Annotated in this window: 14 protein-coding genes and 1 pseudogene; all 15 read left to right on the top strand. The window is 63.6% G+C overall.

Annotated features, from left to right (window positions below):
- Positions 1-30 precede the first annotated feature (30 nt).
- Positions 31-2253, top strand: a complete 2223-nt coding sequence (locus CSC73_RS09320) for a family 20 glycosylhydrolase (RefSeq protein WP_163840173.1) — start codon at positions 31-33, stop codon at positions 2251-2253.
- A 53-nt stretch (positions 2254-2306) separates the two neighbouring features.
- Entirely contained in the window at positions 2307-4778 is a 2472-nt protein-coding gene (locus CSC73_RS09315) for a GH92 family glycosyl hydrolase (protein WP_163840172.1), read from the top strand.
- Positions 4779-4900: 122 nt separating this feature from the next.
- Positions 4901-5977, top strand: a complete 1077-nt coding sequence (locus CSC73_RS09310) for a LacI family DNA-binding transcriptional regulator (protein WP_163840171.1) — start codon at positions 4901-4903, stop codon at positions 5975-5977.
- Positions 5978-6025: 48 nt separating this feature from the next.
- Entirely contained in the window at positions 6026-6244 is a 219-nt protein-coding gene (locus tag CSC73_RS09305; protein ID WP_163840170.1) for a sugar MFS transporter, read from the top strand.
- Positions 6245-6252: 8 nt separating this feature from the next.
- Positions 6253-7257 (top strand): carbohydrate kinase family protein, encoded by a 1005-nt coding sequence (locus CSC73_RS09300; RefSeq protein WP_163840169.1) that lies wholly within the window; start codon positions 6253-6255, stop codon positions 7255-7257.
- Positions 7241-8452 carry an AGE family epimerase/isomerase gene (locus tag CSC73_RS09295; RefSeq protein WP_163840168.1) on the top strand — a complete coding sequence of 404 codons (1212 nt, stop codon included), beginning with the start codon at positions 7241-7243 and terminating at the stop codon, positions 8450-8452. The genes CSC73_RS09300 and CSC73_RS09295 overlap by 17 nt, the downstream gene beginning before the upstream one ends.
- Before the next feature lie 117 nt (positions 8453-8569).
- Positions 8570-9994: a glycoside hydrolase family 47 protein gene (locus tag CSC73_RS09290; protein ID WP_163840167.1), complete on the top strand. Its 1425-nt coding sequence runs from the start codon at positions 8570-8572 to the stop codon at positions 9992-9994.
- 602 nt (positions 9995-10596) lie between these two features.
- Positions 10597-13686, top strand: a complete 3090-nt coding sequence (locus tag CSC73_RS09285; RefSeq protein ID WP_163840271.1) for a TonB-dependent receptor — start codon at positions 10597-10599, stop codon at positions 13684-13686.
- Between the two features lie 167 nt (positions 13687-13853).
- Complete coding sequence (locus CSC73_RS09280; RefSeq protein WP_163840166.1) at positions 13854-14612, top strand: SapC family protein; 759 nt, start codon at positions 13854-13856, stop codon at positions 14610-14612.
- A 5-nt stretch (positions 14613-14617) separates the two neighbouring features.
- A complete protein-coding gene (locus CSC73_RS09275) occupies positions 14618-15640 on the top strand; it encodes a cupin-like domain-containing protein (protein WP_163840270.1) in 1023 nt (340 codons plus the stop codon).
- 48 nt (positions 15641-15688) lie between these two features.
- On the top strand, positions 15689-17212 hold the full coding sequence (locus CSC73_RS09270) for a tryptophan halogenase family protein (RefSeq protein ID WP_163840165.1): 1524 nt from the start codon (positions 15689-15691) through the stop codon (positions 17210-17212).
- Positions 17213-17240: 28 nt separating this feature from the next.
- Entirely contained in the window at positions 17241-17936 is a 696-nt protein-coding gene (locus CSC73_RS09265; protein WP_163840164.1) for a DUF6445 family protein, read from the top strand.
- Positions 17937-18220: 284 nt separating this feature from the next.
- Positions 18221-19714 (top strand): xylulokinase, encoded by a 1494-nt coding sequence (xylB, locus tag CSC73_RS09260; protein ID WP_163840163.1) that lies wholly within the window; start codon positions 18221-18223, stop codon positions 19712-19714.
- Between the two features lie 40 nt (positions 19715-19754).
- Positions 19755-21101 (top strand): xylose isomerase, encoded by a 1347-nt coding sequence (gene xylA, locus CSC73_RS09255; protein ID WP_163840162.1) that lies wholly within the window; start codon positions 19755-19757, stop codon positions 21099-21101.
- A 35-nt stretch (positions 21102-21136) separates the two neighbouring features.
- Positions 21137-21316 (top strand): annotated as a pseudogene (locus CSC73_RS09250) (sugar porter family MFS transporter); the annotation flags it as partial.

The raw sequence follows: 21316 nt of genomic DNA, 5'->3' as shown, positions 1-21316 counted from the left end.
CAGCTGCCGCAACACGCTTCGAGGCCTGTTATGCCGATAAACATCAGATCCACCGCAGCACTGCTGATCTGCTTGCTGGCGACCGGGGTGAGCGTTCCTGGAGCGGCTCAGGACCTGATTCCGCAACCGCAGCGCCTTGAGCGTCGCGATGGGTCTTTCCGCCTGGATCGCAATGTCCGCATCGTCGCACCGGACGACGTGCGCAGCCGCGAGGTCGCGGATTTCCTGCGCAGTACGATCGGTGGCGATACCGGGCTGGCGCTGGCGGAGGGACGAAAGGGAAAGGCCATCGAGCTGCGCCTGGATCCGGAAATCGCGGGCGAGGAGGCTTACCGCGTGGCCGTCGGAAAGGACCGGATCGTTCTGGCGGCGTCGAACCACCGCGGGCTGTTGTGGGCGGTGCAGACGCTGCGTCAGCTTTTTCCGCTGAAGCAGGGGCAGGCATCCATTCCGGTTCCGGCGGTCTACATCGAGGACGCGCCGCAGTTCTCCTATCGCGGACATATGCTGGATGTCGCGCGGCATTTCATGCCGGTCGAGTTCGTCAAGAAGCAGATCGACCTGCTTTCCTACTACAAACTCAATACTTTCCACTGGCATCTGACCGACGACCAGGGCTGGCGCATCGAAATCAAGAAGTACCCGAAATTGACGGAAGTCGGGGCCTGGCGCACCGAGGCCGACGGCAGCCGTTATGGCGGTTTCTATACCCAGGACCAGATCCGCGACATCGTCGAATATGCCCGTCTGCGCAACATCACGGTGATTCCGGAAATCGAAATGCCGGGGCACGCCTCGGCGGCCCTGGCGTCCTATCCCGAACTTTCGTGCCGCAAACAGCCGATCGATGTCCCGAATGCCTGGGGCGTGATCGAAGACGTTTACTGCGTCGGCGACGAATTCACCTTTGAGTTCATCGAAAACGTGCTCGATGAAGTGATCGCGCTGTTCCCCGCGCCCTACGTCCACATCGGCGGCGATGAAGTGCCGAAGGATCGTTGGCGGGAAAGCGCCTCGTCGCAAAAACGTCTGCGCGACGAGAGTCTCAAGGACGAACACGAGCTGCAAAGCTACTTCGTCAAGCGTATCCAGCGCTACCTCGCCGGTAAGGGCAGAACCCTGATCGGCTGGGACGAAATCCTGGAAGGCGGTGCGGACCGCAACGCGATCGTCGAAGTCTGGCGCGGGGATGCCGAAGGCATCAAGGCGCTAGCCAATGGGAACAAGATCGTCAGCGCCGGTCCGTTCTATCTGGATTCGCCGTTGAGCGCCCTCACCCTGGAAAAGGTCTACGCCACTGAGATTGTTCCGGCCGCCTACGCTGCCTATCGCGAACAGGTGCTCGGCGCCGAAGCGCCGCTGTGGACCGAATGGGTCACAACGGCCAATGCCGAAACCCTACTGTATCCGCGCCTGATAGCATTCGCGGACGTGACCTGGGGCGCGGCGACGCGCGACTATCCGGATTTCCTGCGACGGTTGCGGTCGCACTATCGCAGGCTGGAGAAATGGCAGGTGGGCTTTGGCCCCGAAGACAGGAACGTCGTCGATTTCCATGTCGCCTGGGATTCCGCGGAACAGGCGCCGCGCGTCGATGCCGACCGCGGCTTCGCCGACCTGCGACTGCGCTATACCACCGACGGCAGCGATCCGGTGCCGAGTTCGCCGGAGTTCGCCGATTCGCTGACATTGCGCCAAGCTGGCAGATTCAGGATTACTCCGTTCCGAGGCGATCGCGCCTATGCCTCTCCGCGCGATCTGCTGGTGCTGGAGCATAAAGGCGCGGGCAAGCCGATCCAGTATTCCTCCCAACCGCAGCAGAACTATCGCCAGGCGGGCGAACAGGTGCTGGCCGACGGGATGCTGGGCGGAGACAGCCATGCCGATGGCCTGTGGACCGGTTGGCAGGGCGAGGTTCTTCGCGCCAGCATCGACCTGCAAAAGCCGACGCCGGTGAATGCCATCAGCGCCAGATTCCTGCAACAGAGCAACGCCTGGATCCTGCTGCCGAAGGCCGTGCGGTATTCGGTGTCTTCCGACGGCAAACAGTGGACACAGGTGTATGCGCGGTCCTTCGATGCCGCTGCGGACGACGACCAGCGGCAAGTCGAAGATGCGGCCTTCCATGCTAAAGAGCCATTGACCGCGCGCTATGTCCGCATGGAAGTGGAGGGGTACGGCAATTTGCCAGCCGGCCACAAGGGCGCCGGGCATCCGGCGTATTTCTTCGTGGACGAAATCGTCGTCGAGTAGCGAGGCGCATGGCATTCCGTGTTCCGTCAATCCCAGTTCCGAGGTCTGTCTTGATGAATGATGTCGCCGCGAACGTTTTCCCCCGCGCTTTATGCGTTGCGGCGGCGCTGTTGCTGGCGGTTCCGTTTTCGCCACCCGCAGCCGCGGGTGGCGCGAGCGGCCGGGATGCCGCGGCGGCGGTCAACACCTTCATCGGCAGCAAGGACGACGGCAATACGTTTCCGGGCGCGTCGGCGCCGTTCGGCCTGATCCAGGTCAGCCCCATCGGCGAGCATTATTCGGGCTGGCGTTACGACGACCCCAAGATCCGCGGCTTCGGCCATTCCTTCCTTTCCGGCGCGGGCTGCTGGGAGCAGGGCGGGCAGGTGTCCGTGCTGCCGGTCACCGGCGGCATCGGCCCCGGCGGAGATTTCGATACCGCCAAGCCCAAGAGTTTCGACCACAAGCAATACGGTTCGCGTTACAGCCACGACGGCGAGATAGGCCAGGCCGGTTATTACAAAGTCCGCCTGCTCGACTACGGCGGCATCGATGCAGAAGCCACCGCACTGACCCGCGCGGCCGCCGAGCGCTATACCTTTCCGGCCGGCGCCGAGACCGGCCACGTGCTGATCAATGTGGGCCAGGCCAACGAACGCCACACGGTCGTCGGCAGTACGGTGGAGATCGTGGGCGACCATGCCGTGGAAGGTAGGCTGGTGACCAACAGCTTCTGCGGCGGACATCAGTACACCACCTGGTTCCGGCTGGAGTTCGATCGGCCGTTCAAGGCTTTCGGCACCTGGGGCGAGAGCGGCGGCGTGGCGGGGTCGCGCCACAGCATGGAAGGCGAAATCAAGCCGAATGGCGCCTGGCTCAGCTTCGACACCGGCAACGGCAGAACGGTGACAGCCGTCAGCGCCATTTCCCATGTCGACGCCGAAGGCGCGCGGAACAACCTGCGCCAGGAAGGCATGCAGGGCGGCAAGCCGATGGCCTTCGACCGGATGCGTAGACAGGCGCAGGAGGCATGGCGCAAGGAGCTGGACACCGTGCGCGTACAGGGCGGCAGCGGCGACGACCGCACCGTGTTCCATACCGCTCTCTACCATGCGCTGCTGCAACCGCTGACAGGCAGCGACGCCGACGGCCGCTACCGGGGCTACGACGGGCAGATCCACCGCGCCGATGGCTGGACCTATTACGAATATTTTTCGCTGTGGGATACCTACCGTTCGCAGAACCAGCTGTTGGCGTTGTTGCGGCCGCAGCGCGCCCGCGATATCGCCCGTTCGCTGTTGGCCATCCACGAGCAGGGCGGATGGCTGCCGCGTTGGGGATACGCGAATTTCGACACCAACATCATGACCGGCGATCCGGTGACGCCGTCTCTGGTGGATTTGTGGCGGTTCGGCGCGCTGGATGGTCTTGAAAAACAAGCGTACGCGGCGCTGCGGCAGAACGCTTTCGGGGTTCCGCCGACGAATTCGCGCCATGCGGGACGATCGGGCAACCCCAACTATCTGGCGCAGGGCTTCGTGCAGTACGACCGCGCTTTCCCGTCCAAGGGCATGGACGTGGACCCGCATCATGGCGGCTCTGCTACTTTGGAATACGCGTTGGCCGATTGTTCGCTGGCGCAGATGGCCGACGGCCTTGGATTGCCCGGCGATGCGGCCGTTCTGCGCCAGCGCGGACGCAACTGGCGGCAGGTTTGGGATGCCGATGTACGCGACGAGGAAACCGGCTTCACCGGTTTTCCGCGTCCACGCCTGCAAGGCGGCGGCTGGTACACGCCTGCGGAAGGCCACTACAGTCCACGCTCCAATCATGGGTTCCACGAAGGCACGGCATGGCAGTACCAGTGGCTGGCGCAGCAGGACGTGCCCGGCCTGGTCCAGGCCATGCACGGCGCGGAAAAGACCGGCCAGCGGCTGGACGCCTTCTTCGCCTATGACGCACTGGCGAAGGACCCGCTGCATGCCGCGCGCAAGGAGTGGGTGGTGGGGCCGTACAGCTACTACAACCAGTACCGCTACAACCCCAACAACGAACCGGATCTGCATTCGCCGTGGATGTACACCCTGATCGGACAGCCGTGGAAGACCTCCACCGTGCTGCGCGCGGCGCAACAGTTGTTCACCGATGCGCCGAACGGCGTCACCGGCAACGACGACCTGGGCACGATGTCGGCCTGGTATCTGTTCAGCGCGATGGGCCTGTATCCCGCCGTGCCGGGTAGCGGCCAGTTCCTGCTGCACGCGCCGCGCTTCAGCCGGATCGAACTGGATATCGGCCGGGGCAAGACGCTGCGGATCGATGCGCCGGGCGCCGATGGCGATCGCCTGCAGTACGTCGAAGGCGTCCGCGTGGACGGCGCCGCGCATCCGCAGGTCTGGTTGGATTGGAGCAAGTTGCGGCAGGGCGGAACCATCGCCTATTCCTTGACGTCCGTCCCACCGACGGCGGGATGGGGCACTCGGCCCCAGGATCTGCCGACGTCGTTTTGTGCGGTGCCGCAGCCTTCGGCCGCGGTACCCGAGTAATCCGGTTGCGCCGTGCCTGCCGCCGAGTTGGTCCTCTCTCCCGCCGACAGGCGGCCGGCATGGCATTTTTCCGCAACGCGATGGTTTAGGCTGGCGTCTCCATAGGGAATAGTTCGATCCAAATGAAAAACAAAGACACTGCCGCAGGAAAAGGCGCACGTTCGGCCGGGGGGCGCAAATCCGGCCATCGGCCGGTGACGGTGACCGATATCGCCAACGCCATCGGCGTATCGCGCGCCACCGTCTCGCTGGTGCTGCGCGGCAGTCCGCTGGTGCACGTGGATACGCGCGCCAAGGTCGAGGCGGAATTACGCCGCCAGCGCTACGTCTACAACCGGGGCGCGGCCAATCTGCGCCGGCAGGTCTCGTCCAGCATCGCGCTGGTGATCAACGATCTGTCCAACCCGTTCTTCGCCGAATTCGCAGCCGGGGTGGATGAGGCGCTGGGAGCCAAAGGCTACGTGACGCTGCTGGGCAGTACGGGCGAGTCGCCGGAACGCCAGCAGGCCGTGCTCGCTTCGTTGATGGAGCACACCCCGGCCGGGTTGATCCTGTCACCGGCCGAAGGCAGCGATGCCGCGCAACTGCGCCAGGTGCTGGGTGCGCACAGCAACGTCCTGCTGTTCAATCGCGAACTGTCCGGCGCCGAGTGGGACTTCCTGGCGCTGGACAATCAGCGGGGTGCGCATACCGCGACCGCGCACCTGATCGAATTGGGACACCGCCGCATCGTTTTCTATGGCGGCCATGCCGATTCCAGTTCCTGCCAACAACGCCGCGCGGGCTATGCGCAAGCGATGGCCGAGGCTGGATTGAAGGTCGAAGAGGAATGGATGATCGAATCGGCGCCTAACCGGCTGGAGGCGGCAGCGCGCACGGGCGAGCTGTTCGCGCGCGAGCGGGCGCCCACGGCGGCCGTCTGCTACAACGATACCGTCGCCCTGGGCCTGATGCTGGGCCTGATATCGCGCGGCATCCGCCCGGGCAGCGATTTCGCCGTCACCGGATTCGACGATATTTCCGAGGCCGCCGTCACCACGCCGCCGCTGACGACAATGGCGGTCGATCCGCGCGAACGCGGCCGCCAAGCGGCGGAACTGCTGCTGCGCCGGGTCGGCGAACCCGATGCCAAGTCGCAGCGCACCATCGCGCCAGCGGAGCTGCGCGTCCGGGAGAGCAGCGGTCCGCCGCGCAACTGATGCCATTTTCTTCGTCCGTTCCTGCCGCATTACGAGGCGCGTAAACGCATGCATGTTTCCCATACCCTCCTTCCGCGCGAGGCCGGTACGCCGGCCCTTGCGATCGATACGCGCATGGCGCTTCCGGCGGTCGCCACGATCTTCTTCACGAAGAGATTCATGGCCTGCCTCAACGGCATCCTGATCCCGCATCTGAAGGCGGCATTCGAATCGAATTGCGAGCGCGCCATGCGCCCGGCTTCCGTCGCCCTGGCGAAGGAAGCGTGAGGCCGGCGATGTCGAAGATCGTTTGTTTTGGCGAGGCCCTGATCGATCTGCTGGCGCAACCGCCGACAACGGCCGATACGCCGCGCGCCTTCCTGCAATACGCCGGCGGCGCGCCGGCCAACGTGGCCGTCGCGACGGCGCGCTTGGGCGCGGATGCGCATTTCGCGGGCATGCTGGGCGAAGACATGTTCGGCGATTTCCTGTTGCAAAGCCTGGCCTCGGCCGGCGTCGCCACCGATTGCGTAGTGCGCACCGGCGAGGCCAAGACCGCGCTGGCTTTCGTCGCGCTGGATGCGACGGGCGAGCGCAGTTTCAGCTTCTATCGTCCGCCCGCCGCGGATCTGCTGTTCCGTACCGAGCATTTCCAGGCCAGCTGCTTTGCCGGCACGGGCGCTTTCCATGTCTGTTCCAACAGCCTGACCGAAGCGACCATCGCCGAAACCACGTTCAACGGCATGCTGCGCGCGCGTGCGGCAGGCGCGGTGGTCAGCCTGGATCTGAACCTGCGGCCAGCGCTGTGGCCCGCAGGCATCGATCCGGCGCCGCGCCTGTGGGAGGCGCTCGCCAACGCCGATCTGATCAAACTGGCGCGTGAGGAACTGGAATACCTGGCGCATCCATTCGGCGGCGGCGCCACCGGCGAATCGGCGGTGCTCAAGCGCCTGTTCGGAGGCGAGGCGCGATGGATCATCGTGACCGACGGCGCCGCGGCGATCCGCTGGTTCACCCGCCATGCCTCGGGGCAGGTGGAAAGTTTCCGCGTGGAAGTACGCGACAGCACCGCTGCCGGCGACGCCTTCGTCGGCGGATTGCTGTTCCGCATGGGCGAAGCGGGAGGCGATGGGCACGGCTTCGCGGAATTCTGCCTGCGCCAGGAAGCCATCGAAGACGCCATCCGCTTCGCCGCCGCAGTAGGCGCGCTGGCGGTGACCCGGAAAGGCGCTTTCGCCGCCATGCCGTCGCTAGCAGAAGTCAACCATCTCTTGCAGGGAAAATATGAGCACTCCATCTGACGCCACGCCGCCCGATTTCCGCTCTGCGGAATTCCTGCGCGCGCACATCGCCAAGACCATGGCGTTCTACCACCCGCGGGCCATCGATCCGGCGGGCGGGTTCTTCCATTACTTCCGCGACGACGGCTCGGTCTACGACGCTACGCACCGCCATCTGGTCAGCAGCACGCGTTTCGTCTTCAACTATGCGATGGCCTACCGCGAGTTCGGCGATGCCGCGTATCTGGATGCCGTGAAGCATGGGCTGCGCTATCTGCGCGAGGTCCATCGCAATCCGGCGACGGGCGGTTATGCCTGGACCCTGCGCGATGGCCGGGTCGAAGACGACATGAACCATTGCTACGGCGTGGCCTTCGTGTTGCTGGCCTATTCCTGCGGCCTGAAAGCCGGCCTCGAAGAGGCGCGCGGCTGGATGGACGAAACCTGGGCGCTGCTGGAACGGTATTTCTGGGACGCCGAGTTCGGCCTGTACAAGGACGAGGCCGATGCGAACTGGAACTTCAGCGATTACCGCGGACAGAATGCCAATATGCACATGTGCGAAGCGATGCTGGCGGCTTTCGAGGCCAGCGGCGAGCGTCGCTACCTGGATCGCGCATTGACCCTGGCCGACCACATGACCCGGCGCCAGGCGGCCAAGGCCGACGGTCTGGTGTGGGAGCACTACGACACGCAGTGGAACATCGACTGGAACTACAACCTGGACGATCCCAAGCATCTGTTCCGCCCCTGGGGTTTCCAGCCCGGCCACCAGACCGAATGGACCAAACTGCTGCTGATCCTGGACCGGCACGTGGACGCGGATTGGCTGGTACCTACCGCGCGCCATCTGTTCGACACCGCAGTCTCGCGATCCTGGGACGAGGCGCGAGGCGGCCTTTATTACGGCTTCGCGCCGGATGGCAGCGTCTGCGACGACGACAAGTACTTCTGGGTGCAGGCCGAATCGCTGGCGGCGGCGGCATTGCTGGCCGCACGCACCGGCGACGAGACGTACTGGCGCTGGTACGACCGGTTGTGGGATTACGCCTGGAAGCATTTCGTCGACCACCGGTACGGCGCGTGGTACCGCATCCTGGATGCGGACAACCGCAAATACAGCGACGAAAAGAGCCCGGCCGGCAAGACCGACTACCACACCATGGGCGCCTGCCACGAAGTGTTGAACGTGGTGAGGCACGGCGACCGCAACTAGGGCCTGCCCAGGCCCGTGACGGGTCTTGGCGCTGCGCAATGGCGCGACATTCGCTGGCCGGCGCCATTGCGGCCGGCAAGCCATGACCGTATTCCATAGATGACAAGGAAGAATCCGATGTTCCAGGGAAAGCAGGGCAGGGCAGTGGCCGGCATCGTATTGTTGTCGTTGTTGGCTTGGACGGCAGGTGCGCAAACGCCGGATAGCGACGGCGTGCCGAAGCATGTCGTCGAAGCCGTGCCGGCCGTCGAGGCCCGGGAGTCCGCGCGGTTGGCCGAGCAAGTGCGCGCCGAGGCGCGCCACGCCTGGCAGGGCTACATGCGTTTCGCGAAAGGCCACGACGATCTGAAGCCGCTCAGCGCCGCGCCACGCGACTGGTACCAGCACTCCCTGTTGATGTCGCCTGTCGACGCGCTGGATACCCTGGTGCTGCTGGGACTGGACAAGGAAGCCGGTGAAGCCCGCGAACTGATCGTCGGCCAGCTGTCGTTCGATCGCGACATGTACGTACAGAACTTCGAAATCACCATCCGCCTACTGGGCGGCCTGATTTCCGGATATCAATTGACCGGCGACAAGCGCCTGCTGAGTCTTGCCGAAGACCTCGGAAAGCGCCTGTTGCCGGTATTCGATACCCGGACCGGCTTGCCTTATACCCACGTCAACCTGCGTACCGGCAAAGTGCGGGGAACCATCAGCAATCCTGCGGAAACCGGTACGCTGCTGCTGGAATTCGGTACGCTGAGCAAGCTCACCGGCGATCCGGTCTACTACGACAAGGCCAAGCGTGCTCTGGTGGAAACCTTCAACCGCCGCTCGAAGATCGGGCTGGTTGGTCTGAGCATCGACGTGCAAACCGGTGAGTGGACCAATCCTACCAGCCACATCGCCGGCGGCATCGATTCGTACTACGAATACCTCTACAAATGCTGGAAACTCTTCGGCGACGACGACTGCAAACGCATGTGGGACGAAAGCATCGGCCCGATCAATCGCTACCTGTCCGATGAAGTGCGCGGTGGCGAACTCTGGTACGGCTATGCCGACATGAACACCGGCGCCCGCACGCAGACGGTCTACGGTGCGTTGGATGCGTTCATGCCGGCACTGCTGGCGTTGGGCGGCGACCTGGACCGCGCCAAACGCCTGCAGGAGTCCGGTCTGAAGATGTGGCGCCTGCACGGCATCGAACCGGAATCGATCGATTATGCGGATATGCAGGTGCGTTCGCCCGGCTATCCGTTGCGCCCGGAGATAGTGGAATCGGCCTATTACCTGTACCGCTACACCGGCGACGCGCGTTATCGTGGCATGGGCAAGGAGTTCTTCCGGGATTTCGTCCGCCATACCCGTACCGGGCACGGTTTCGCCGCTCTGAAGGACGTGCGCAGCAAGGAAAAGGAAGATTCGATGGAGAGCTTCCTGTTCGCGGAAACCTTCAAGTACTACTACTTGCTGTTCGCTCCGGGCAAGGCGCTGGATTTCGACGGCATGGTGTTCAACACCGAGGCCCATCCTTTAAGGCGCACCTGGAACGATTGACGCACGTCGATCCGCCTGAGGCTTCGTTCGTCGGTGCGCTGTTGCTGGTCGCCCCGCTCATGACACGTCGGACCATCGTCTCCAGCGCTTTTGAATCGATCCAGTCGCTGGCGTCGCTAGCGGATTCCATCGCGTCGCGTACGCGAGCAATCGCTGTGGAAGCGGTTTCTGCTGCACTGCATGGTGACAAACACAGGCGAGCGTCAGTAGATTGCTTCAATCCCATGTTAGCGCTACCAAAACGACAGAATCCCGGCATGGGCTGATTTGTGCGGAAACGTTGTGAAGCGTTGCGGTTGCACACAGTTTCGATTTGCCAGAGCCAGCAACCGATATTGCTGCAAGGGCGTTCGCAGAATGCCTGGTTTAGGAGAGAGGACGGGCTGCGGCCCGCGGGGCCCTAAGGGGAGGGCGGTACATCCATGGATCGAAACAGAGAGGGGAGAACACATGACAGGGTGCAGATTCCGGTGCCACGCACGAAAGGCGGCCTTGGCCAAGGCCGCGTCGCATGCAGTAAATGACTTTGCCGTTGGCCGTCCAACTCCAGTGCTGAGGAAATACTCATGAGTCACAAGTCGAAGCGGTTCAAGTCGAAGGCCATGTTCACCTTCGTTGGCGGTATGCTGATCATCAATCCTGCTTTTGCGCAGGACGCACCCGCACAGGGCACGCAGCAGGCGACCGACGACGCCACGACGCTCGATACCGTCGTGGTGACGGGCATCCGCAGCAGCCTCAACCAGGCGATGGGAATCAAGCGCGACTCCGCCGGCGTGGTCGATGCGATCAGCGCCGAGGACATCGGCAAGTTCCCGGACACCAACCTGGCCGAATCTTTGCAGCGCATCACCGGCATCTCGATCGAGCGCCGCGATGGCGAAGGCGCGCAGGTCACCGCGCGCGGTTTCGGTCCGCAGTTCAACATGGTCACCCTCAATGGCCGCCAGATGCCCGGCGCAGACGCCTTTGGTGCGGCCGGCCAGGTGGCGATCGGCGGCGTGGACGGCGGTACCCGCGCGTTCAACTTCGCCCAGCTTGCGGCCGAGGCGATCAGCGGCATCGAGGTCTACAAGACCGGTCAGGCGCAGGTTCCGAGCGGCGGCATCGGCGCGACCATCAACATCCTGACCGACAAGCCCTTCAACCATGAGGGCATTGTCGCCAGTGCCGGCGTCAAGGCGGTCTCCGACCGGTCGCAGCCGTTCGGGAACGACATCACCCCGGAGGTGTCCGGTATCTTCAGCTTCACCAATGCCGACAAGACCTTCGGCATAGGCGTCAGCGCGAGTTCGCAGAAGCGCAAGGGCGGCTCGGTGCAGGCGACCGAGAACTACTGGAACATACAGCAGTGGACCGGGACCATGCCCGGCAACCCGAACGTAGTGAACGCGCCCGCCATCGGTGAGCTCTACGCCCGTCCCAACGACTTGCGCTATGCCTTCTCCGAGTTCGAGCGCGAGCGGGTCAACGGACAGGCGGTGGTGCAGTTCGCGCCGATCGACAGCCTGACCCTGACCCTGGACTACACCTACTCGACCAACGAAATCACCGAGAATCGTGGCGAGCAAAGCATGTGGCTGCAGAACAGCCAGTACACCGACGTCGAGTTCGATACCAGCGGCGCAGTGGCCACCCCGGTCTACATCCGCGAAATCGCCGGCACCAAGGACTTCGGCCTGGAACAGCAACGCAGCATGCAGAAATACAAGCTGAGCTCGCTGGGCTTCAATGCGGTTTGGGATGTCAGCGACGACTTCCGCCTGAGTTTCGACGCGCACAACTCCAAGAACGAGAGCCGGCCGAACGACCCGTTGACCGGCGGCGGCTCGATCTTCTCGAGTATCGCGGGCACCAACAATTGCACCACCGGCCCGCACTGCGGCGGGTCGTGGGTACAGGAGCTGTTCTTCAACAGCGGACTGCCACGGGGCTCGCAGACCTGGTATCCGAGCACCGCAGACGCGCTGGCCGGTACCAACGGTGTCGTGAACCCTGGCTTCGTCGAGGGCGAAATCGGCTCGCAGGTGCTGCGAATCAACGCACAGACCCAGGTCAGCGAAATCAAGCAGGGCCGTATCGACGGCGAATGGACTTTCGACAGCGGCCGTTTCCAGTTCGGCGTCGACAGCTCCAAGTCTTCGACCCACCGGCTGCAGGCTGCGGAAAACTATTCGACCCTGGGCGACTGGGGCGTTGCCAACGTGGATAGCGACGTCGCCAACGGCCTGATGGATCTGATCAAGCCGTACGACATCGCGGGTCTGTTCAACGATTACAACGTCGGCAGCAGCAATGGCGCGTGGCGGGGCGATGCTGGCGAGTTGGCGCAATGGGCCGCCGACCATTACGGTGCCAGCATCGGCGTGAGTCCGCAGAACGCGGCTGACAACCGTGTCGAAGAAAAGACCAACTCCGCCTACATGCAGATACAGCTGGAGGGCGAGCTGGGCGGGATGCGCACCAACACCCGCATCGGCATTCGTTACGAGAAGACGGACCTGGTCTCGACTTCGGTGATCGCCATACCGGAAGCAATCGAATGGTCGGCGAACAACGATTTCAGGATCGTGCTGTCCGATGAGCAGCAGCCGTACAGCGAGAAGAACAGCTACAGTTATATCCTGCCCAATCTGGATTTCAGCATCGATTTCACCGATGAGCTGAAGGGCCGCGCCTCGTTCGGCAGAACCATCGCGCGTGCACCCTACGGCAACCTGTATGCCGGTCCTGGCGCACAACAACCGTCTGGCTCGGTCCTGCTCGACTCCGCAGCTCGCGCCAGCGGGAACGCTCAGAACCCAGGCCTGATGCCCTTGGAATCGGACAACCTGGACTTGGCGCTGGAGTGGTATTTCGCGGATGCAAGTTACCTGTCGCTGACCTACTGGAACAAGTCGGTCGACAACTTCATCGGTAATACCGTCGGCCAAGAGTCGCTTTACGGGCTGCGGGATCCGACTTCGGGTCCGGATGCGCAGGCCGCCCTGGCTTTCCTTACCAGTGCGGCATGTGTGACCCAGGTGGGCGCCGCCAACGCCGCGGCCTGTTCGGCCAACGACACTTCGTTGTTCACCGCGCTGGCGCTATTGCGCAACGATCCCGCCGGGTTGGCGGCCTTCAACGGTACCGGCGCGCAGCAACTGGCGACGGAAACCGCGTACAACCTGGTCGGCGAAGCCGACGATCCGTTGTACATGTTCAACGTCAACCGGCCGGTCAATCAGAACCAGTCCAAGTTGCACGGTTGGGAGTTGGGTGGCCAGTACTTCTTTGGTGACAGCGGCTTCGGCGTTCTGGCCAACTACACTGTCGTCAAGGGCGATGTGGGCTATGACGATGCGGGTGATCCGGGCATCGACCAGTTCGCCCTGACGGGCCTCAGCGATACCGCCAACGCCATGTTCATGTATGAAAAGTATGGCTGGTCGGTGCGACTGGCCTGGAACTGGCGCGACGAGTACCTGATCCTGGCCAACCAGGGCGGCAGCCGCAATCCGTACTACGTGGAAGCCTACGAGCAGTGGGACCTGAGCGTGAACTACGCGCTCGACGACCATTGGTCGTTCGGCCTGGAGGCGATCAACCTGACCGGCGAGGACGTGCGCTGGCACGCCCGCACCGACAAGCAGATCGTCAAACTGGCCGATCAGAGCCCGCGCTACATGCTCGGGGTGCGCTACAAGTTCTGAGTTCAGCGAAGTCCGCGCTTGGAACGTCGTCAAAAGCGGGACCGCTGCGCAAGCAGCGGTCCCTTTTATTGGGGCCTTCGGCACAAGCGTTTTCGCTTGCCGGCGCAAGGTTTTTCTGCAATCGTCGCCGTGGACCGAGTCGCATCCATTCAATCGCTGGAATCCTGATGGCCCGATACGAACTGCTCGACAACGTGACCCACAAGGACCTGCGCGTGGTCACCGGCTTCGGCCGCCAATTCGGCGACGACATCGGCATGGTGCCGGCGTTCCCTAGCGAGTACGCCGAGTTGCAAAGGGAGTATCCGATCTTCTTCCGCAAGGACGGCGACAGCGGCCAATGGCAATCGGTGGCGCTGCTGGGGTTCGAACAGCATGAGAATCTGTTCCTGCAGGACGGCCGCTGGAATGCCGCCTACCTGCCGGGCGCCATCGCCAAGGGGCCGTTCCTGATCGGCTTCCAGGAGCAGCGCATCGACGGCGAATTGCGTAACGAGCCGGTCATGCATGTCGATCTGGAGCATCCGCGCGTCAGTTTCAGCGAAGGCGAACCGGTGTTCCTGCCGCAAGGCGGCAACAGTCCTTACCTGCAACACATCGCCGGCGTGCTGCGCGGCATTCGCGACGGTGTGGAGTTCGGTGCGGCCATGTTCGCCGCGTTCGATTCCATGAGCCTCATCCAGCCGGTCAATCTGGAGGTTCAACTGGAGGACAAGCACCGCGTCAGCGTGAGCGGCCTGTACGGCATCGATCGCGAGAGACTGGCCGCGCTCGACGCCGGATCGCTGCACCGCCTGAACCAGGCCGGCTTCCTCGAAGGCGCCTACCTGGTGTTGGCTTCGCTGCACAACGTGCGCCGGTTGATGGCCGAAAAACAGCGCCGCTTGCGCGAGCGCGACGCTGCGGCGCCCGAACGCGCGGCGTGAACGGCATGGTCGAGGTGGCCGGCGATATCCGCGTGATCGAAGGCTGCCGGCCCGACGCGCTGCCGCTGGACGAGTTGTTGGCAGTGGGACAGCCGGCGTTGCTGAAAGGCATCGCGCGCGACTGGGGACTGGTGCGGGCCGGACTGGAATCCATGCAGGCGGCGATGGCTTATTTGCGCGGCTACTACAACGGCGCGCCGGTACAGTATTCCTATGGCGGACCGGAAGTGGCCGGGCGTCCGTTCTACAACGACGATTTCACCGGCTTGAATTGCGAAGTACGGCGCGGCGGGCTCGATCGGGTGCTGGATGAAATCGCCGCGCATGCGGACGACGCGCATCCGCCCACCTACTACGTGGCGTCGCTGCCGATCGAGGGTTGTCTGCCGGGCTTCCGGGCCGGGAACGATCTCGACTTCGCCGCGCATGGTGTGCAGGCTCCGCCCAGTATCTGGGTCGGTAATCGCGTTACCGCCTCGTGCCATTACGACGCGCCCAATAACATCGCCTGCTGCACGGTCGGGCGGCGGCGGTTCACGTTGTTTCCGCCGGAGCAGATCGCCAATCTCTATCCTGGTCCGCTGGAGCCGACGCCCGGCGGGCAGGCGGTGAGCGTGGTCGATTTCGCCGCTCCCGACTTCGAACGTTATCCGCACTTCCGCGACGCGCTGGCACGCGGTCAAAGCGCGTTGCTGGAGCCGGGCGACGCCATCTTCATCCCCAGCATGTGGTGGCACCATGTGCAGGCGCTGGACGCGTTCAACGTGCTGGTCAATTACTGGTGGAGCAGTTCGCCCGCTTACGTGCCCACGCCGATGCATGCGCTTTACCACGCGCTGTGGACGATCCGCGACCGGCCGGAAAGGGAAAAGCAGGCCTGGCGGGACGTGTTCGAGTACTACGTCTTCGGGCCGGCCGAGCGGGCGGGCGAACATTTGCCGGATGCGGCGCGCAACGTGCTGGGGCCCGTGGACGAAACGCTCGCGCGGCGGATCCGCGCCATGCTGATTGGAAAGCTGAATCGCTGAGGTGCGAACGGTCCTCGTGCCGCATCCGTTGCAAAAGGGGAGAGTGAATTGGACAGATCGGATAAAGGGCAAATACGCAAGGTGGTGATCGCCGGCGGCGGCACCGCGGGTTGGCTTGCCGCCTGCGCCCTGTCGCACCAGTTCCGTGACAGGCTGGACATCACCCTGGTCGAGTCCGAACAGATCGGCACTGTCGGCGTCGGCGAATCGACGGTGCCGCCGATCCGCACTTTCCACCGTTTCCTGCAGATCGACGAACAGGAATTCCTGCGCGCCGTCGCCGGCACTTTCAAGCTTTCGATCTCGTTCGAGAACTGGCGCCGGCCCGGTGAGCGGTACATCCATCCTTTCGGAACCACAGGGCAGGGCACGCTGGTCTGTCCTTTCCATCATTTCTGGCTCGACAGCCTGCGCCGCGGCATGCAATCGGAACTGGGCGATTTCTGTCTGGAAACCGTCGCTTCGCGCGACGACCGGTTCGCATTGCCGCAACAGCCGCAGGTCAACTACGCCTACCATTTCGACGCCAGCCTGTATGCGCGCTTCCTGCGCCGCATTGCGGAGGGCTACGGATTGAAGCGCATGGAGGGCAAGATCCACGAAGTCAGGCAGCATGCGGATAGCGGCTTCGTCGAAGCGCTGGTGCTGGAAGACGGGCAGGTCGTCGAGGGCGACTTGTTCATCGACTGCACCGGCTTCCGCGGCCTGCTGATCGAGCAGGCCCTGCACACCGGTTATGAGGACTGGAACCAGTGGCTGCCCAGCGACCGCGCCGTGGCGGTGCAGACCGAATCGGTCGGTCCGCCCGTGCCCTACACCCGCGCCATCGCCCACGAAGCCGGTTGGCGTTGGCATATCCCGCTGCAGCACCGCGTCGGCTGCGGGCTGGTCTTTTCCAGCCGCCACATGTCCGACGACGAAGCACGGGCAAAGCTGTTGCAGGACGTCGGCGCCAGGCCCATCAAGGATCCGTGGCTGGTACCGTTCCGCACCGGCCGCAGGTTGAAGGCGTGGAACAAGAACGTGGTGTCGCTGGGCCTGGCCAGCGGCTTCATCGAGCCGCTGGAATCGACCAGCATCCACCTGGCCATCAGCGCCGTGGTGCGCCTGATCCAGCTGTTCCCATTCGATGGAATCGCACCCTCGCTGGTCGATATCTACAACGACGTCAGCCGCGCCGAAATGGAGCATGTGCGCGACTTCATCATCCTGCACTACCACGCCAACCAGCGCGACGAGCCGATGTGGAAAGAATGCCGCGAGATGGAGTTGCCCGAATCGCTGGCGATGCGCCTGCGCGCGTGGCGCGAGCGTGCACACGCATGGCAGGGCGCGGATGAACTGTTCCGGGTGGACTCGTGGACGCACGTGCTGTTGGGGCAGGGCATCGAGCCGGAGCAGCATCACCCGCTGGCGCGCGCGTTGCCCGATCAGGACATGCGCAAGCTATTGGATTCGATCCGGCAGCCGATCGAGCGGACGGTCGCGCAGATGCCGTCGCAGCAGGAATTCATAGAGCGCTATTGCAAGGCCGCGCCCGAGGTGTGGGGGGCGAGATCGACGCCGGCGTAGCCATGCGTGGGGCCAGCGAGGAATACGCATGCTTCTGAACCATCACCCCGGCCTCCAGGTCCGCAAGCTTTCGATCGGAACGGAGGGCGCTCCGCTGCTGGTCATCGACAATCTCGTTTCCGATCCCGAGCGGCTGGTGCGGAAAGCCGCGCGCAGCCACTTCGTCGGGCAAGCCTCGATGTTCCCCGGCATCCGCGCCCAGGCGCCGCTGTCGTACCAGCGCTTCCTCGAGACGACCCTGAACCCGTTGTTGAAGGAATGCTTCGGCTTGGAACCCGGCCGGTTCGTGTTCCCGATGTGCCACTTTTCGCTGGTGACCCTGCCTGCGGAAAAGCTGTTGTTCCTGCAGCGCATACCGCACATCGACTCGCTTCGCAGCGAGGGGCTGGCGACCGTGCATTACCTGTTCCACGCAGACTGGGGCGGAACGGCCTTCTATCGTCACCGCCGCACCGGTTTCGAGTACATCGACGAGCAACGACGGAAGGAGTACTTCGATTGCCTGGAACAGGAGAGCCGTGGCAGCGATGTCGCGGACGGTTACATCGGTGAAGACACGGCGCTGTTCGAGCGGGTCGCCAAGGTGGAAGGCGTGTTCAACCGGATGGTGGTTTATCGGCGAAATTCGTTGCCCTCCGGCAGCATCGACAAGGCGCGGGTTCCGCCCGCCGATCCGGTGACGGGGCGGCTATCGATCAATACCTTCATCGATGTGGTTCCCTGATGGTTCCAGCAGGAAGAGATGTCTTCATACCCAGGCTGAAAAGGCGCCGAAACGAAAACCTGTCGACTGGCGTCCCGAAAGGATTCGCGTACTGCTGCCTAGTAACGCATTGATTTAAAACATATTCTGCGTTGCAGCAGGCTTTTTCTTGAAGCGATAGTTAAAGTGCGAAACATCAGCGGCACAGATCGGGGCGGGAAGTGAAATCGAGTCTTTCAAGCAGCTGGTCTTTTTTTTGCCACCGGAATGGTAGCGCTAACTTTTTTTCCGGCAGAGTTGCTGCAGTGACTTTTACCGCCGGAATCGACGCGGGAACGCAGAGCGTGAAAGTCGTCGTCTACGACGACCAAGCGCGGCGCGTAGTCGCGGCCGCCAGCGCGCCGCTGGAGCTCATCAGCGGCGACGACGGCAGCCGCGAACAACATCCCGGCGAGTGGGTCAAAGCCGTACGCGCATGCTTCGCCAACATCGATCCGGGCCTTCGCAGGAACATCCAGGCGCTTGCGGTTTCCGGACAGCAACATGGCTTCGTGCCCGTCGGCGCCGACGGTGAAGTCCTGGCCCCCGCCAAGCTATGGTGCGACACCAGCAGCAGCGCTGAATGCGTCGAAATCATGGACGCGGTGGGTGGGGCAGAACGCAGCATCGCCATCGCCGGCAATCCGATTCTGGCCGGCTACACCGCCTCGAAATTGCCGTGGACGCGCAAACACCGGCCCGAGGTCTATCGTCGCCTGGCCAGGATCCTGCTGCCGCACGACTATCTGAATTTCTGGCTTACCGGCGAAGCCTTCTGCGAACACGGCGACGCTTCGGGCACCGGTTGGCTGGATGTGCGCACGCGGCAATGGTCGCCCGCGATGCTGAAAGCCATCGATCCGCAACGCGATCTCACCGAGTGCCTGCCGCCGCTGGTTGCCGCCGACAGCGTGTTCCCCCTGCGCGCCGACCGTGCCGAAGAACTGGGCCTGTCGCCAGGCGTGCTGGTCGCGGTAGGCGGCGGCGACAACATGATGGCCGCCATCGGCACCGGTTGCGTGGTGCCCGGCAGGCTGGCGATGAGCCTGGGGACCTCGGGCACGCTGTTCGCGTATTCGGATACGCCGGTGATCGATCCGGCCGGCGGCTGGGCGGCGTTCTGTTCCTCCACCGGAGGATGGCTGCCGCTGATCTGCACCATGAATTGCACGGTGGCCACCGAGACCATCGCCAGGCTGTTCGGCTTCAGCACGCGCGCGGGCGATGCGCATATCGCGGCTACGCCCGCTGGTGCCGACGGTCTTACCATGCTGCCATTCTTGAATGGCGAACGTACGCCCGACCTGCCGCTGGGCAAGGGCGTGCTGACCGGTCTCAGCCTGCACAACGCCAGCCCGGCCCATTTCTATCGCGCCGCCATGGAAGGCGCCACGTTCACGCTGAAATACGGATACGACGCCTTTCTCGCGGCGGGAATGTCGTTCGACCGCATCGTTCTGACCGGTGGAGGCTCCGCGAGCGCTGCCTGGCGGCAGATGGTCGCCGATGTGTTCGGCTTGACCGTGGAAGTACCGCGCGAAGCCGAGGGCGCCGCATTCGGCGCTGCGCTGCAGGCCTTGTGGTCGCTCACGCAAGCGCAGGGGGACAGGACTCCTCTGCCCGAACTGGTCGGCGCGCACGCGATCAGCGACCAGGCGTTGACCTGCACGCCCGATGCCGGGCAGGTGGTCGCCTACCGCGAGCCTTACCGCCGTTTCCTGGACCACCTTGCCGCCGCGCAGCGCCTCTACGCCGCGTGACAAGCCTTTCCAACCCGATACAAAACCGTAGGACCCCCTCATGAGCAGTCAATATTTCGTCGGCGAAAAAGAATTCTTCCCGGGCATCGGACGCATCCCGTTCGAAGGCCGCGATTCGGATAACCCGCTGGCTTTCAAGGTGTACGACGCCGACAAGCGCATCGGCGACAAGACCATGGCCGAACATCTGCGTTTCGCGGTGTGCTACTGGCACAGCTTCTGCAATGCCGGCCACGATCCTTTCGGTCCCGGCACCCGCGCTTATCCATGGGACGCAGGCACCGGCAGCGCATTGCAGAAGGCCGAAGCCAAGGCCGATGCGGCGTTCGAATTCTTCACCAAGCTGGGCGTGCCGTACTGGTGCTTCCACGACATCGACCTGGCCCCTGACAACGACGATGTCGGCCAGTACGAGAAGAACGTCCGCCATATGGTGGCCATCGCCAAGGAACGCCAGAATGCCACGGGCATGAAGCTGCTGTGGGGAACGGCGAACCTGTTCAGCCATCCGCGCTACATGAATGGCGCTTCGACCAATCCGGATTTCAATGTGGTCGCGCGCGCTGCGGTACAGGTGAAAACCGCGCTGGACGCCACCGTGGAACTGGGCGGCGCGAATTATGTGTTCTGGGGCGGCCGCGAGGGCTATGCCAGCCTGGTCAACACCGATATGAAACGCGAGCTGGCGCACATGGGGCGTTTCCTGACCATGGCGCGCGACTATGGCCGCAGCATCGGCTTCACCGGCAACTTCCTGATCGAGCCCAAGCCGATGGAGCCGATGAAACACCAGTACGACTTCGACAGCGCCACGGTGGTCGGTTTCCTGCGCCAGCATGGTCTGGAAAAAGACTTCAAGCTCAATATCGAAGCCAACCACGCGACGCTGTCCGGACACACCTTCGAACACGATCTGCAGGTGGCCTCCGACGCGGGCATGCTGGGCAGCATCGACGCCAACCGCGGCAATGCGCAGAACGGTTGGGACACCGATCAGTTCCCCAGCGATCTCTACGACACGGTAGGCGCCATGCAGGTGGTGTTGCGCCAGGGCGGCCTGCAACCTGGCGGACTGAATTTCGACGCCAAGGTGCGGCGCGAATCGACCGATCGTGAAGATCTTTTCCTCGCCCATATCGGCGGCATGGACAGCTTCGCACGCGGCCTGGAAGTGGCGCATGCGCTGCTGACGGCCTCGCCCTGGGAGAGCTGGCGCAAGCAGCGCTATTCCAGCTTCGACAGCGGCGAAGGCAAGGCGTTCGAGGACGGACAGCGCACGTTGGCCGACCTGGTCGCGCAGGCTTCGCAGGCCGGCGAGCCGCAGCAGCGCAGCGGTCGGCAGGAAGCTTACGAAAACCTGCTGAACCAGTATTTGCTACGCGCCTGATCCGACCCGCCGCCGCCCTCTACCAAGGTGAACCCATGTCCAGTGCCACCCTGAGCAGTACCAGTGCCGACAGCGGCGAGAACACCCCGCTGATCATCCTGATCAGTTGCGTGGCCACCATCGGCGGCTTCCTGTTCGGTTTCGACAGCGGCGTGATCAACGGTACCGTCGACGGGCTCAAGCAGACCTTCCACTCCAGTTCGGCCGGAACCGGT

The sequence above is a fragment of the Pseudoxanthomonas sacheonensis genome, from assembly GCF_010093305.1.
GTDB classification, from domain to species: domain Bacteria; phylum Pseudomonadota; class Gammaproteobacteria; order Xanthomonadales; family Xanthomonadaceae; genus Pseudoxanthomonas_A; species Pseudoxanthomonas_A sacheonensis.
Note: the sequence above shows the minus strand (reverse complement) of the source record. Positions and strands in the feature narration are given on the sequence as shown.

What these genes read in the sequence shown, in the direction of transcription:
- CSC73_RS09300 (WP_163840169.1), top strand. Translation starts at nt 6,253, where the DNA reads ATGTCGAAGATCGTTTGTTTTGGCGAGGCCCTGATCGATCTGCTGGCG.
- CSC73_RS09290 (WP_163840167.1), top strand. Translation starts at nt 8,570, where the DNA reads ATGTTCCAGGGAAAGCAGGGCAGGGCAGTGGCCGGCATCGTATTGTTG.
- CSC73_RS09285 (WP_163840271.1), top strand. Translation starts at nt 10,597, where the DNA reads ATGTTCACCTTCGTTGGCGGTATGCTGATCATCAATCCTGCTTTTGCG.
- CSC73_RS09295 (WP_163840168.1), top strand. Translation starts at nt 7,241, where the DNA reads ATGAGCACTCCATCTGACGCCACGCCGCCCGATTTCCGCTCTGCGGAA.
- CSC73_RS09315 (WP_163840172.1), top strand. Translation starts at nt 2,307, where the DNA reads ATGAATGATGTCGCCGCGAACGTTTTCCCCCGCGCTTTATGCGTTGCG.
- CSC73_RS09265 (WP_163840164.1), top strand. Translation starts at nt 17,241, where the DNA reads ATGCTTCTGAACCATCACCCCGGCCTCCAGGTCCGCAAGCTTTCGATC.
- CSC73_RS09320 (WP_163840173.1), top strand. Translation starts at nt 31, where the DNA reads ATGCCGATAAACATCAGATCCACCGCAGCACTGCTGATCTGCTTGCTG.
- CSC73_RS09275 (WP_163840270.1), top strand. Translation starts at nt 14,618, where the DNA reads ATGGTCGAGGTGGCCGGCGATATCCGCGTGATCGAAGGCTGCCGGCCC.
- xylA (WP_163840162.1), top strand. Translation starts at nt 19,755, where the DNA reads ATGAGCAGTCAATATTTCGTCGGCGAAAAAGAATTCTTCCCGGGCATC.
- CSC73_RS09310 (WP_163840171.1), top strand. Translation starts at nt 4,901, where the DNA reads ATGAAAAACAAAGACACTGCCGCAGGAAAAGGCGCACGTTCGGCCGGG.
- CSC73_RS09280 (WP_163840166.1), top strand. Translation starts at nt 13,854, where the DNA reads ATGGCCCGATACGAACTGCTCGACAACGTGACCCACAAGGACCTGCGC.
- CSC73_RS09305 (WP_163840170.1), top strand. Translation starts at nt 6,026, where the DNA reads ATGCATGTTTCCCATACCCTCCTTCCGCGCGAGGCCGGTACGCCGGCC.